Origin of the sequence: Brevundimonas sp. DC300-4 (assembly GCF_049897365.1) — a bacterium.
Lineage (GTDB): Bacteria > Pseudomonadota > Alphaproteobacteria > Caulobacterales > Caulobacteraceae > Brevundimonas.
On sequence record NZ_JAFCWC010000002.1, the window covers coordinates 194,538 to 206,750 of the forward strand.

The window sequence follows — 12,213 nt, forward strand, 5'->3', positions numbered from 1 at the left end:
AGCCATCACACCCTCAGCGGCATGATGACGTTGACGATGTTCGCAGCTCCGGCGGTTCCCGGGTGGGGGTCGAGACGGGCGGGTGACACTCCGTCGGTCACGCGTAGGATCATCTGATCGGCGTCGGTCTGTTCGAGGACGTCCAGAAGGAACTTGGCGTTGAAGCCGGTTTCGAACAGTAGACCTTCGCCCTGGACCTCGATCTGCTCGTCCGCCATGCCCGCCTCCATATTGCGGACGGTCAGGGTCAGAACCTCGTCCTCGATCGACAACTTGGTCGACCGCGACTTATCGGCGCTGATGACCGCGACGCGCTTGATGGCACTGTGCAGGACGGCGCGGTCGATGGTGATCTCGCGATCCCACTGGCGCGGCAGGACGCGCAGGTAATCCGGATAGGCGCCGTCGATCGTCTTGGTCGTGAGGCGGACATCATCGAGCTCGAGCGCGACGCCCGCCGCCGTGACGGTGATCTGAACGTCAGCTTTCGAGCCGGCCAGGATGCGGCGAAACTCCGCGATCGCGGCGCGCGGGACGATGACGCCCGGGATCGATACGCCGGCGTCGATCGGCCGCTGATCCAGCACCATCCGATTGCCGTCCGTGGCGACCACGCGGAACACCGGACGCCCCTCGTCGGACACGGTCGTGAGGTGGGTGCCGCACAGGTAGTAGCGGGTCTCTTCGGTCGACTGGGCGAAGTGGACGTGATCCAGCAGGGACAAAAGGTCCGCCGCCGGCATGGTCAGGGTGTCCCCGGTCAGGGTGCTGCGGGTAGGGAAGTCGCCCGCCGGCAGGATCGGCAGCAGGTAGCGCGACCGGCCGAACTTCACCGCCGCGCGCGGGTCGTCGTCCATCGTGCCGATCATGACCTCGGCTCCGGCCGGCGCGCCCCGGGCGATCTCGGCCAGGCTGGACGCCGGCAGGGTGATCTGGCCCGGCGTCTCGATGCGCGCCTCGAGCCGCTCACGGATCTCCATGTCGAGATCGGTGCCGTGGAACCAGACGGCGCCCGCTTCGGACTGGGCGTCGATCAGCATGTTGTTCAGGATCGGGATGGTCGCCTTGCGTTCGGCGACGTTGGCGATCCGGGCGGTGACGCGGGCGAGGCCCGCCTGTTCAGCGAAGATCTTCATTCGTCGTAAGCCTCGACCAGGGAGTTGAGATAGGTCCGGATTTCGCGGACCAGCCGCCGGCATTTCGCGATGTCGGGCGCGTCCTTGACGATCTCCGTCTGGAGGTTCGTGTGGAGCTCGTTCGCCTTGTCGAGGGCGCGAGGGAGGCCGATACCGTCATAGTCGTCGAAGTGCGCCGCAGCCTTGTCGCCGGCCTCCACGGCCGCCTCGCCCCATTTGCGGGACCAAGCCGCTTGTTCGGGAACGCCGCCGAAGTCGATCGCGCGATGCAGCTCGTGGCGGGCCTGAACGACATTGGCGCTGTTCGTCATGTCGACGGCGGAGGGGATGATGAGCCCTCTCACGCCGCCCTCCGACGTTCGGCGCGGGGCCGGTTCATGCGGACGGCGCGGAGGGCGGGCTCGAGGCGGTCGCGACCGTCCTCGTTCAGCCAGGCGACGCCGATGCGGTTGTCGCGATCGCCAGCCATGTCGAGGGTCCAGACCTCGACGGCGGTGTGCATCAGACGGTCGCCTGCAAACTCGAAGTCCTCGATCTCGACCAGCTGGATCGCGTGTTCGCCCCGCTCGCGTTCGATCAGACGGGCGAGAGCGTGGAGGTCCGGGGCCGCCGTCGGTTTGGCGAAGGCGTCCAGTTTCCTGAACAGGGCGTAGCGGATGTCATCGGACATGGCGGGTCTCCGGTAAGGGACGTTGCGGCGGGGGGGTGCGGCCTCGCCCGCCGGGGCGAAGGCCAGCACGGCGGCGGACTCGATCCAGGGGCGCGGCATCAGGCGACGAGCTCCAGCTCGACGCGTTCGAAGTTGCGCTGGACGCCGAAGGTGAAGACGCGGAACTGGCGCTGGTGGCGGTTGAGCCAGTCCGCGATGACGGCGTTGACGCAGGCGGCCTGTCCACCGCTGGTCAGCTGCGCCTCGTGGGCGGCGGCCTCGAGCTCGTTGATCGCCGCCTCGTCACCAGGTCCGACCAGGCCTTCGAACCCGTCCTCGCCCCATGCCTCCTCGTTGGCCTCGGTGATCAGTTCGATCAGCCGGTCGCCCGAGAAGGTGCTGTCGGCGTCGACGTCGTCCTCGTCGAACAGGGCGTCCGCGACGATGACCATCTTGTCCGCCTCGACGATCCAGCAATGCGGCGTCTCGTCGTCCTCGAACTCGTCCGCTTCTCGCTCCTCGGCAGCCGATGCGATCGCGGCCTCCCGGGTGTCGTGGGGGCCGTTGCAGACCTCCATCTCCTCGAAGCCGCACCACCACCATTTGAAGTTTCCATCGCCCCTCATCACGCGGCCTCCTTGGTGTCGGCCGAGGCGTCCGCTTCACCCTCGAAGGTCCCGGCCTCACTGCTTTCCGCAACCCACTCATCGGTCAGCGTCTGGGCGCCGCCGGCGGTCCAGTCGAAGCCCAAGTCGCCGAACACGACGCTGTTGTCGGTCAGGAACTCGTGCAGGATTTCCTCGGCCTGGGCCCGGGCGCCGTCGTCTGACAGGTCCGTTTGGTCCTGCAGGCTGTCGGTGATCTCTTGAACGAAGACGGTTTCCTCGAGCGGGGCGTCGTCCTCTTCCTCTTCGACGGGGGGCGGGGGCGTGACCTGACCACCAGCGGCATTGACTGCGACGACCATCATCTGGGCGAGAGCCAGCTCGTGTTCGGTCGGGGTGTAGTGGTTGCCAATGCGCCGGACGGTTTCACCGTTGGCCGCGACAATGGCCTCTGCCGTCAGAGACCAGGGCAAGGGTCGGTCGAGGTCGGCGGCGATCGCCTGATTGTCCTCGGGCGATCCGGCCTCGGCCTTCTCGGCTGCGGCGTTCAGGATGGCGAGGTGACGGGTGCGCGCTTCACCCCAGCGGGTCAATGTCGCGGCTCGAGCATCGGCGCGCGCCTGATCCTCGCGAAGGCGCTTTTCATCCGCCGCCTGCCGCTCCGCAACGATGGCCTTACCCGCCTCCGTCAGTCCGAAGGGGCCGTTCAGCCAGTCGGTCAGGAAAGTTCGGCCCCCGGTCGGGCCGGCTCCGGTCAGTTCGATTTGCAGCGCGAGCAGGCCCTCGGAGCGCTTCTCCGCATCGTCGTGAAGGACCGCCGGCCAGACCGACCGGATGGCGTCGGTCAGGGTCCAGCCACGGAATGAGGCCTTGTGCTGGCCCGTGTCGTCGCCCCATTGGGCAAGCTCCTCGGGCAGGTCGATGATGTTGAGCTCGGCCAGTCGAACGGCGACCGGATCGGTGCGGGATTCTGGCCCGACCATGAAGCTGCTGCCGAGATAACTGGACGTCTTGCGCGCGATGAAGGCCAGCTCGGCGATGACCAGTTGTTCCTCCGGCGACTGATCTGTCGGCTTCCAGGCCGCTTCCTTCTCTGCCTTGACGCTGACCTTCTTGCGGGCGTCGGAGACCGTGAGGCGCTTGGGATCGTCCTTCGGCAGGGCGAGCCGAGCCTGATCGGCCTCATCCAGTTTCAGCAGGCTGCGGGTCTGCTGGACGTGTTCGATCGTGACGCCGACCCTGTCCGCGATCTCGCGGTTGATCTTGTCGTCGGCGACGCCGTTGTCGGCGAAGGCTTGGGCCAGCCCGTCGAAGGCCTTGGCCTTTTCAAGCGGGTTCAGGTTGCGGCGCTGGAGGTTCTCGGACAGGGCGGCGAGGCGATGGCCGAGGTTGTCTGTGTCGAGGACGCGGCAGGCGATGCGACGGTCCGCCGGCCAGCCGCCGTCGGCGATGGCCTTGCCGATCGCGCGCCAGCGACGCTCGCCGCCGACGAGGGTGTAGAGGGGGAGGGCAACACCGTCCGGGCCACTGATCGCGAAGTCGTCGCTGGCCGCTTCCGGGCCGCGCACGACCAGGTTCTGAAGCAGGCCGTGGGCGACGATGTCTTCCTTGAGCGCGCCGAGCTCGGCCTGGGCCTCGGCGCTGTCCCAGTCGCGCCGCGCGTTCTGGACGTCGGGCAGAATCTGCGCGTGAACGAGGCTGATCGACCCCTCCGCGGCCTCCGACAAACCGGGTTTGTCCGTCCTGTTTTCGGCCCGGTCGATGGCCGCCAGCTGGGCTTGGCCCTCGTGCGTCAGGGTCATCGGTTCGCAGGCGAGACCCTCGGCGATCAGGGCCTTGATGGTCTTGCGGACGTTCGATTCGTCGCGGCCGATGCGCTTGGCGATCGCCGTCACCGGCTCGGCCGGGCCGTCCTTGGCGAGCTCTCGCAAGAGTAGGGCGTTCTGGACGGCGAGTGGATTGAGCGCGGTCATTTGCGTCTCCGGATGGGGATGGAAAGGATGATGAAGAGGCCGATCACGACGACGGCGAGTTGGAGGCCGTTGATGTCAGGCATCAGCCGCGCCACGCGATCAGGGCCGCGAGCGGCAGGATAACCATCGCCATGGCGAGGACTTCACCGATCAGACTGCGACGGGGGCGGGTCGAAGGGTTGAGCATCTGACACTCCGGTCCCGGCCTGCGCCGGGATGACAAACGGGTGTCCGCACCGGAACCGATCCGGGGAGCGATCGGCTGGGCCTTGGAGCTAGGGGGCGAACCGGCCCTCCGGTGCGGACGACCTCACGCTCGCATTAATGCAACATCTGCGTCAAGCGCATTTATGCGCGTCGCCTCGCCCTTACGCCTGCGCTACCGTTCGCCCGCGCGGGGGAGTTGCATATGGGTTGGGCTGACAGGCTGGCAAAAGCGGTATTTGGTTCCATCCCTTCGGCCGCGCCGATTGAGGCCGTCGCCCCGTTCGAGGCCGACTTCGTGGTCGTGGACGTTGAAACGGCATGTTCGCGGGTGAGCAGCATCTGCCAGATCGGGATTGTCGCGTTTCGACATGGCGCGCCGACCTTAGAGTTCGAGACGCTGATCGATCCACGGGACGAGTTCGATGATTTCAACATCTCGATCCATGGGATCACCGATCGTCATGTTCGGGACCGGCCGCACTTTGGAGCCCTGCACTCCGTCGTGGAGGGCTATCTTTCCGGCAGAGTCACGGTGGCGCATTCCTCATTCGACAGGCGGGCGCTTTCGGCAGCCTGCCTGAAGCACGGGCGATCAGACATCTCCACGCGATGGGTCGACAGCGTGCAGATGGCGCGTCGGGCCTGGCCCGATCTTGGCAGTCACAAACTGAACTTGCTGACCCGGCATCTTGGTATCCCGCACACCCACCACGACGCCCTAAGCGACGCGCGTGCGGCGGGGATGGTGGTCGTACGGGCATTGGAGGTCACCGGCCTGAGCCTGGATGAACTGGCCGCCCCTGTTGCCCGGCAGCCAAGGTCTTCGGGGCCGGTTGCCCGTCAGGGCGGTGCTGAAGGGCCGCTCACAGATCAGTGCATCGTGATGACTGGCGACTTCACGGTGCCGAAGTCAGCCATGGCGGATCTGATAGCGGCGGCCGGTGGCGCAGTGACATCGACCGTTTCACGAAAGACGACGATGCTGGTGCTGGGCGTCCAGGATTCGACGACGTTTGCGGGCAAGGATAAAAGCGCCAAACACTTGAAAGCCGAGGAACTGGCCGCTGCTGGACAGCTGCTACGCATCGTCACGGAAGTCGAGCTGAGGACGATGATCGGTTAGCGACGTGGGCGGTAGCTGCCTATCACCAGGCCCTCGACCTCGACCTCAGTCGTATCGTCTGTCGCCAGCCCGTCAATCAGCGTAATCGGGCTGTTCCAGCGGGGGTTAGTCGAACGGGGCCAGAATTCGGTCGCGCCATCCTTGCGGCGCACGACCTCCTTGATCGTCCGCTCCATCTCGCCCCCGTCCATCCTCCGTCTGACCAGGACGACATGATCCCCATGCCGGGGCGCATACCCCAGCCCGATGGCATCCACGACATGGACAAGGTCACCCTGGCGATACTCGCGATCCATGGAATCGCCCTGCACGCGCTCGAGCCATTGGGCAAAGCCATTGAAAGCGGGGTCGGGAGCGACCGTGCCGACCCCGAAGAAGGTCTGGGTGTCGGTAATCTCCTGCCAGCTGCCGGCCCCAACCTCGTACCGGATGGGCAAGAAGTCGGCTTCGACGATCTGGGGCTCGGTTGAAGTCGCATCGGGTGGGGCAACGCCAGCGGCCGTCGCCAGCTTCGCCAGCGTCTTGCTGGATGTGACGAACTGATAGTTTGGGCCCATCGCCCTATGGATCGTCGATGGTGCGACGCGCGCTTCCGAGGCCCACCGCTTCACGGTCAGGTCGGGCCGGCTCGCAAGCACTACGCGAAGCCAATCTCTGATTGTCGCGGCCGTATCCATCGACTCGCATTCTCGCAAACTTGCGTGCAAGTTATCGACACGCATGAATGCGCTTGACGGCGATTGCATTAATGCGTCACCTACGGCCCATGTCATCCGCCATCTCCGATTTCGAGCGCGATTGCGACGGCGCGGGTGTGACGCCCGCCTCCGTTCTGCGCCGCGCCGGGCTCAATCCGTCCAACTGGCCGCGATGGCGGTCGGGTGAGTCGTCCCCGACCTTGCGTTCGTTCGACGCCGCGCGAGCAGCTTTGGAAGGTCTGAAGCGTGATTTCGGCTCGGTTCATGGCGGGCAATCTCCTGAAGGCCCGCCTTTGATGGCCCCCGCCCCCGATCATGGCGCCGAGAAATCCGATGCGAACATCTCGCGAACGGAGGTGGTCGTATGAGTGCCGCCCCGAACCGCTGGCTGAAGCTTAAGACCAAGCAGCTGATCAAGGCGTGCGGCGGGCTCGAGGAAGCCTCGCGCGCCTGCGCCGAGTCGTGCCGGCCCTATTCCGTGCCGCACCTGTCGCGATGCCAGGTCGCGACCGCGCCCGACTATCTGCCGATCGACATCGTGCTGTGTCTTGAAGCCTATTGCGGCGAGCCGATCGTCACCGGCGCGATGTGTGAGGCGCGGCCCAGCGCGGTCGTGGCCGGGAACCTCCGGGACGAGCTGTCGGATGTGGTCGAAGGCGGCGCGCCGTTGCTGGGCCGGTACCGAGCGGTGATGGCAGACCGCCGGTTAGACGCCCGCGAGCGTGCCGACTTCTCCGTCGCCCTGGATGATCTGGTCGAGGAAATCCGTCAGGCCCAGGCGGCGCTGATCGCTGAGCCCGAGGCGCGGCCATGACCCGGGCGCAGGACGTCGAGCGCAGCTTCATCGAGACGAAGCGAAACGCCGGCATCGGCTGGTCGGCGATCAGTCGGATGACTGGAGCGAACGAAGCGGACCTGCGCCGCATCTTCGATCCGACGGTATCGGCCGAGATCCTGACGATGACAGCCCGGCCGCTATCGCCGGGCGAGATTGTGGAACGGCATCTGAAGTCCCTGGGCTTCGGCACGGATGAGGCGTTGATCGTGCGCCGGCTGTGGCTGGCGAACGGCGCGGATGTGTCGAACGTCGATCTTGCAAGAGGCATTGCCGGCGGCGGCGCGATGACGGACGCGATCGGCGGCGCCCGACGGATGCTGGCGGTGCGGACGGGGATCAGAGCGGTCCGTAGCGTCGGAACCCTGGGCTATCGGATCGACGCCGCCGACGTCGTTGCCCTGAGCCGGGCGGCAGGCATCCCGAGAGGGCGGCCATGACGGGGCGCTGGGGACAGGCCAAGAGGCGCGCAGCGCCGGCGATGGTCGCCACCCGCGCCGATTGGCGCGCACTTATCAATCTGGCGCGGACCTGTGTCGTCGACGCGGCGGCGGATCAAATCACCGTCGACGCCGAGCTGCGGCTGATGGCCCTGTCGAGGCGCGTCGGCGGCGCATCCTCGTCCGTACTGGATCGCGAGGCCGGGGCGACGGTTGCGGATACGGGCCGGGCCTTCCTGAAACTGACGGCCGCCTTCGCACGACAGGCCACACCGCCGACCACCCGTCGGGCCCTGGCGCCCGTCGTCGATGCCGCCGCCGTGTTCCTCGACGACCAGCTGCACGCGCTGAACACGGCCGATTTTCAACGCGCCCACGCCGGGCGACCAGAGGTGTGGAATTGACCGCTCAGCCTATCTCGGCCGCCTCGATCGCGGTCGCCATCGTCGCCGCCTGTGGCGAGGTCGGGGTCAAGCCCGAGACCGTGTTCGAGCGCCAGTCCGGATGCGGGCGGGCGCGGATACTGGCCGCCGCCGGATGCGTCGCGCGGTTGGGCTGGAAGCCCAAGGACGCGGCCCGGGTGTTCCGGGTCACGTCGACCAACCTCGCCCCGTCCAGCCTGTCGGCGCGCAAGGTGACGGCGGAACAGATCGCGGTCGTGGCAGCGGCACTGGTCCCCGGAGGCGAATGCACGCCCGCCCGATTTCGCCAGGCCACGACGCCGGACCCGGTTGCTGCGCCGGCATCGCCATCGCCCCCTGATCCGAAACCTGTTGCGCCGCCGGTCACTGAAGCCTCGCTCGTTCCCAAGACGCTGACGTCGATCAGCGATGAGGTGCTGGGTTGGGCGCGGCGGATGCGCGCGCCCGGGGCCGAAGGGAAACCGGCCTGGACCTTCGGCGAGATCTCCAAACTGTTCGGCTTGGACGCCGACGAACTGCGCGAGGTGCTGTCTTGAGCGCAGACGTCATCGCCTTTCCGTCGCCGCCGGTCGGGCCGGTCAAGGGGTTCGTCGCGGGCGACCTAATCCTGACCTGCGTGAACGCGACCCTGGGTCTGTGGTGCGCCTGGCCCGTGCATTCGGTCGATGACGATGGGTGCTGCTGCGCCGTGGTGACGCGGCATGGTCAGGTCATCGCCATCGAACGCGTGTCGTCGCGGGCCGAGCGGTTCGGGTTCCGCCGCGTGGATCATCGGCCGCTGCCGTTCGTCATGCACGCGTGGCGGACCTTTACCGATCCGGCCGTGGCGGTCCTGGCCTTAGCCCAGGTGGCGCTCGATCCTCGGGAGGCGGAAGCATGAGCTGCGCCCGATGCGACGCCCTGGCCCGGGAAGCGGCCGAACTGCGCGTCGGAGTCGAGGCGTGGCGGGCGAACGATGACGAGGATCGGAGAGGCTCCGCGGTCGATCGGCTGGCGCGCTGGAAGGCCGCGATACCAGAGCTGAGCCCGGCGACCTTGCTGACACTGATGTCTTTGGCTGACCGGCCTGGGCGGGTGCAGTCGCCCGATGTGTTGAACGAGGCGATGCGTGCCTCTCCGTTCGCATCCTTCATTGAACAGTCCCGCCGGAACGCCTCGGTCCGGATCTGCGTCGGGCGCGCCGCCCTGCGATCCAGAGGCGCGGATGGCCGGCTGCCTGACCGGTTCAGGGCCCTGGACGGCGGGGTCGTCAATCACGCGGGCATGGGCTGGTCGATGGATCGAGCCTCGGCCACCGCCTTGAAACGACTGACGGGGGAGGGCTGAGGCATGCGGGACCTGTTCGGTCATGAGCCGCCGGCCGCCGCTGCGGACGGGTCGGTCTCGCTCGCCCTGACGCTGCACAGCACAGGCGCGAAGGCTTGGCTGCTGAGCGCGACCGGAAAGGTCGTGGACGCGGCCTGGGCCCCATTCAGCAAGGCGACGCGCGGCGAGGGCCGCGACGAGAATGTGTGGACGATGCCGGTCTGGCTCGCCCGCGATCGGGGGTGGATGTGAACCAGTACGAAGCGGCCCTGAACCGGCTGAAAGAAGAAAGGCTGGCCGTCCGCGACATCCGCGAGGCGATCCTGGCCGATGACGCCTTGAAGGCGTCCGACCCCGCGCATCGGCGTCAACTGTTGTCGCAGACGCTGCTCGAGCTCGGCCAGCTGGCGCGGGCGATCGATGTGCTGACCCGTCTCGAAACCGGCGAGCTGGTCGAGATGGATGCGCCCGCGCCCGTGTTCGCGATTCCGGAGATCCCGCGTCAGACGGCGCTGATCCGCAAATTCCAGCTTCCCAGGGGGGCGGTGATCGGGTGAGCGACGTTGCTGTGACCTGGGCCAAGGCCCAGACGTGTATGAGTGTGTTGAAGGGGCGGAAGGGTGCTGACGGGGTCGTCGGGCCGGACAAGGTCCGCGCCGACAGCAACGCCAAGGCCGTCCTCGTCGCCATGGCCTCCTATGCGGATGCCGAGGGGCGGGCGTGGGTGTTGGTCGATGTCCTGGCGATGGAAATCGACAAACAGCCGCGCATGGTCGAGCGCGGACGGCAGGCCCTGGTCGACGCCGGGCTGCTGATCAAGACGACCGAAACCCACCTGTACGCCGGGCGAAAAATCCCGATCTATCGGCTTCCGCTGGAGCTGGGCCACGCCTCGACCGTGCGTCGTCGGATCGCCGAACGCGAGGCTCAGCTGGCCAAGGCTTCCGGGTCTATGGGTGTCACCGGTGACACCCATGGCGGGGAGCGCCCCCCGTCACCGGTGACACCCGACCCCCGTCACCGGTGTCGCCCCACGGGTGTCACCGGTGACACCCTAATAGGGAAGGGAATTACTCAAGATCAAACACAGGGCGTGCGCGCGTGCGCGAGCAATCCGGATCAGGTTCGGTCCGAGGCGTTCGAGCAGGCTTGCGACGCATGGGCAGGCAAGGCTCCGGAGCGGGTCAGTCCGCCGTTGTCCTGGCAGGCATGGGTCGCGGCGCTTGAGCGAGCGGCGCTAAGCGAGGCGGTGCTGCTGGCGGCGGTCCTGGCGGCCGTGGCCCGCGACCCGGACTTCGGTCGGGGCAAGGCGATGAACCTCGACCGCTGGCTGACGCAGGATCGATTCCGGGGCTGGCTGACGGCGGCTGGCTCGACGGCCGGGCCGGTGACGCCCGGACGCTGGGACGGGCCGCCGGAAGTCCGCACGGCGGTCGTCGATGCGATCGGGGAGGCGGGAGCCGTCAGCTATCTCGACACCGCGTCCTGGGTGGAAGCCGATCGGGCTGTCCGGTGTCGGACTAGCATCGGGGCAGAACGCCTGCGCAGCGCGGCGGGTCGCGCGCTCTCAACCCTGAACGTCACCCTCCAAGGCCCGGCGGCCCAACCCAGTCAGCATAGGAACGAACGATGATCGCCTCCCAGGTCGCCAAGCAGAGAGGCGGGTTCAGCTGGTACGCCGTCGTTACCCATGCCGGGAAAGAGAAGCTGGCCAAATATCACCTCGGGCGTCAGGGCTTCGAAACCTACCTGCCAATGCGGGCGCCGATGACGCGCGCTTTGGCAGCCTCGCCGTCGCAACCCCGTCCGATGTTCCCGAGATGGATGTTTGTGAGCGTGGATTTGAACGCTCCGGGCTGGCGCTCGATCTATTCGACCATCGGAGTTTCGTCGGTCCTGACGATCGGATCGGGCGTGGAGGCGCGGCCCCGACCGGTCGAGAACTGGGTGATCGAAAGCCTGCAAGCGCGTGAAATCAACGGGTTGGTCGTTCTGGATGAACCGGAGACGCCGGATCGACCCTGTTCGCACAAGGCCGGTGATGCCGTTCGGATCGGCGTCGGGCGCTATGCCGACATGGATGCAATCTTCGAAGAACGCGTTGACAAGGATCGCGTCGCGCTTCTAGTCCAACTCCTCGGACGCGCCCACCGCGTCGTTACGCAACTGGCCCACATCACGTGAGGGCCGGTGCGGTAGCCATCTAAGACCATCCCGATTTCGAGCCCGCTTCGGTCCTGAGCCGAGGCGGGCTTTTTCATATGCCGACCATGCCGCCTACCTTCAGGCCCGCCGGCAACCTGTCGCGGCCAGAAGCGAACAAGCTCTATGACGCGAGGCGGGGATCGTCGCGGTCGCGGGGCTATACCGCCTCCTGGGACAGGGCCGCCGCCGGGCATCGGGTGCGCGACCCGTTGTGTCGTTACTGCGCCCTGGTCGATGAGGTGAAGGCGGCCGATCTGGTCGACCACCTCTATCCGCATAAGGGCGATCAGGCCGTCTTCTGGAACAAGACCTATTGGGTCAGCAGCTGCTCGGACTGCCACAACGGCTTCAAGCAGGGCATCGAACGCAAGGGTCGCATGGCCCTCGACCACCTCGCGGTCCGTCTCGGACTGCCACCGCTCCCATCCGCGCGATCCTAGAGCGGCCTGACCGGGCGAGGGCTCGAACCAACCGATCGACCTGCGCGGCGACGATCCGCGTCCAGCCCGCTGCGCGGATGGCCTCGGCCAGAGTGCGGGCAAGGCGATCACACCCGGTGCCGCCCTCCCGACCCGGGGGGGGGGGGGGTCCAAAGTCCACGACGTGCCGCTTACG

At 67.1% G+C, this 12,213-nt stretch carries 19 protein-coding genes; 13 read left to right on the top strand and 6 right to left on the bottom strand.

Going from position 1 to position 12,213, the window contains the following annotated elements:
• Nucleotides 1-5 precede the first annotated feature (5 nt).
• Genes dnaN through ACP7AZ_RS04445 form a run of 5 tightly spaced genes read right to left on the bottom strand, consistent with a single transcriptional unit; the run spans nucleotide 6 to nucleotide 4,363 of the window.
• Complete coding sequence (gene dnaN, locus ACP7AZ_RS04425) at nucleotides 6-1,136, bottom strand: DNA polymerase III subunit beta (RefSeq protein WP_426036445.1); 1,131 nt, start codon at nucleotides 1,134-1,136, stop codon at nucleotides 6-8.
• Nucleotides 1,133-1,480, bottom strand: coding sequence for a hypothetical protein (locus ACP7AZ_RS04430; protein WP_426036447.1), 348 nt, complete (start codon nucleotides 1,478-1,480; stop codon nucleotides 1,133-1,135). The genes dnaN and ACP7AZ_RS04430 overlap by 4 nt, the downstream gene beginning before the upstream one ends.
• A complete protein-coding gene (locus ACP7AZ_RS04435; protein ID WP_426036449.1) occupies nucleotides 1,477-1,905 on the bottom strand; it encodes a hypothetical protein in 429 nt (142 codons plus the stop codon). Before ACP7AZ_RS04435 ends, ACP7AZ_RS04430 begins: the two co-directional genes overlap by 4 nt.
• Nucleotides 1,905-2,411: a hypothetical protein gene (locus ACP7AZ_RS04440; protein ID WP_426036451.1), complete on the bottom strand. Its 507-nt coding sequence runs from the start codon at nucleotides 2,409-2,411 to the stop codon at nucleotides 1,905-1,907. Before ACP7AZ_RS04440 ends, ACP7AZ_RS04435 begins: the two co-directional genes overlap by 1 nt.
• Nucleotides 2,411-4,363 carry a hypothetical protein gene (locus tag ACP7AZ_RS04445; protein WP_426036453.1) on the bottom strand — a complete coding sequence of 651 codons (1,953 nt, stop codon included), beginning with the start codon at nucleotides 4,361-4,363 and terminating at the stop codon, nucleotides 2,411-2,413. Before ACP7AZ_RS04445 ends, ACP7AZ_RS04440 begins: the two co-directional genes overlap by 1 nt.
• Before the next feature lie 409 nt (nucleotides 4,364-4,772).
• Here ACP7AZ_RS04445 and ACP7AZ_RS04450 point away from each other — a divergent pair, with 409 nt between their 5' ends.
• Nucleotides 4,773-5,693 (top strand): exonuclease domain-containing protein, encoded by a 921-nt coding sequence (locus ACP7AZ_RS04450; RefSeq protein WP_426036455.1) that lies wholly within the window; start codon nucleotides 4,773-4,775, stop codon nucleotides 5,691-5,693.
• Here the strand turns inward: ACP7AZ_RS04450 and ACP7AZ_RS04455 are convergent.
• The gene (locus ACP7AZ_RS04455; RefSeq protein ID WP_426036457.1) at nucleotides 5,690-6,370 is read right to left on the bottom strand and encodes a LexA family protein; all 681 of its coding nucleotides are present in this window, start codon (nucleotides 6,368-6,370) and stop codon (nucleotides 5,690-5,692) included. The genes ACP7AZ_RS04450 and ACP7AZ_RS04455 overlap by 4 nt on opposite strands.
• 89 nt (nucleotides 6,371-6,459) lie before the next feature.
• On the opposite strand from ACP7AZ_RS04455, the gene ACP7AZ_RS04460 reads away from it, so the two are divergent.
• The 12 genes from ACP7AZ_RS04460 (at nucleotide 6,460) to ACP7AZ_RS04515 (ending at nucleotide 12,038) form a co-directional block, all read left to right on the top strand.
• On the top strand, nucleotides 6,460-6,759 hold the full coding sequence (locus ACP7AZ_RS04460) for a hypothetical protein (protein WP_426036459.1): 300 nt from the start codon (nucleotides 6,460-6,462) through the stop codon (nucleotides 6,757-6,759).
• Nucleotides 6,756-7,205, top strand: a complete 450-nt coding sequence (locus ACP7AZ_RS04465) for a hypothetical protein (protein WP_426036461.1) — start codon at nucleotides 6,756-6,758, stop codon at nucleotides 7,203-7,205. Before ACP7AZ_RS04460 ends, ACP7AZ_RS04465 begins: the two co-directional genes overlap by 4 nt.
• Nucleotides 7,202-7,666 carry a hypothetical protein gene (locus ACP7AZ_RS04470; RefSeq protein WP_426036463.1) on the top strand — a complete coding sequence of 155 codons (465 nt, stop codon included), beginning with the start codon at nucleotides 7,202-7,204 and terminating at the stop codon, nucleotides 7,664-7,666. The genes ACP7AZ_RS04465 and ACP7AZ_RS04470 overlap by 4 nt, the downstream gene beginning before the upstream one ends.
• Nucleotides 7,663-8,070: a hypothetical protein gene (locus tag ACP7AZ_RS04475; RefSeq protein ID WP_426036465.1), complete on the top strand. Its 408-nt coding sequence runs from the start codon at nucleotides 7,663-7,665 to the stop codon at nucleotides 8,068-8,070. The genes ACP7AZ_RS04470 and ACP7AZ_RS04475 overlap by 4 nt, the downstream gene beginning before the upstream one ends.
• Nucleotides 8,067-8,624: a hypothetical protein gene (locus tag ACP7AZ_RS04480; protein WP_426036467.1), complete on the top strand. Its 558-nt coding sequence runs from the start codon at nucleotides 8,067-8,069 to the stop codon at nucleotides 8,622-8,624. Before ACP7AZ_RS04475 ends, ACP7AZ_RS04480 begins: the two co-directional genes overlap by 4 nt.
• A complete protein-coding gene (locus ACP7AZ_RS04485) occupies nucleotides 8,621-8,968 on the top strand; it encodes a hypothetical protein (RefSeq protein WP_426036469.1) in 348 nt (115 codons plus the stop codon). Before ACP7AZ_RS04480 ends, ACP7AZ_RS04485 begins: the two co-directional genes overlap by 4 nt.
• Entirely contained in the window at nucleotides 8,965-9,414 is a 450-nt protein-coding gene (locus tag ACP7AZ_RS04490; protein ID WP_426036471.1) for a hypothetical protein, read from the top strand. Before ACP7AZ_RS04485 ends, ACP7AZ_RS04490 begins: the two co-directional genes overlap by 4 nt.
• A gap of 3 nt (nucleotides 9,415-9,417) precedes the next feature.
• Nucleotides 9,418-9,645 carry a hypothetical protein gene (locus tag ACP7AZ_RS04495; protein WP_426036473.1) on the top strand — a complete coding sequence of 76 codons (228 nt, stop codon included), beginning with the start codon at nucleotides 9,418-9,420 and terminating at the stop codon, nucleotides 9,643-9,645.
• Nucleotides 9,642-9,950 (top strand): hypothetical protein, encoded by a 309-nt coding sequence (locus tag ACP7AZ_RS04500; protein ID WP_426036475.1) that lies wholly within the window; start codon nucleotides 9,642-9,644, stop codon nucleotides 9,948-9,950. Before ACP7AZ_RS04495 ends, ACP7AZ_RS04500 begins: the two co-directional genes overlap by 4 nt.
• On the top strand, nucleotides 9,947-11,026 hold the full coding sequence (locus ACP7AZ_RS04505) for a helix-turn-helix domain-containing protein (RefSeq protein ID WP_426036477.1): 1,080 nt from the start codon (nucleotides 9,947-9,949) through the stop codon (nucleotides 11,024-11,026). Before ACP7AZ_RS04500 ends, ACP7AZ_RS04505 begins: the two co-directional genes overlap by 4 nt.
• On the top strand, nucleotides 11,023-11,577 hold the full coding sequence (locus tag ACP7AZ_RS04510; RefSeq protein WP_426036479.1) for a transcription termination/antitermination NusG family protein: 555 nt from the start codon (nucleotides 11,023-11,025) through the stop codon (nucleotides 11,575-11,577). The genes ACP7AZ_RS04505 and ACP7AZ_RS04510 overlap by 4 nt, the downstream gene beginning before the upstream one ends.
• An 86-nt stretch (nucleotides 11,578-11,663) precedes the next feature.
• Nucleotides 11,664-12,038 carry a hypothetical protein gene (locus ACP7AZ_RS04515; protein ID WP_426036481.1) on the top strand — a complete coding sequence of 125 codons (375 nt, stop codon included), beginning with the start codon at nucleotides 11,664-11,666 and terminating at the stop codon, nucleotides 12,036-12,038.
• Nucleotides 12,039-12,213: the final 175 nt, after the last annotated feature.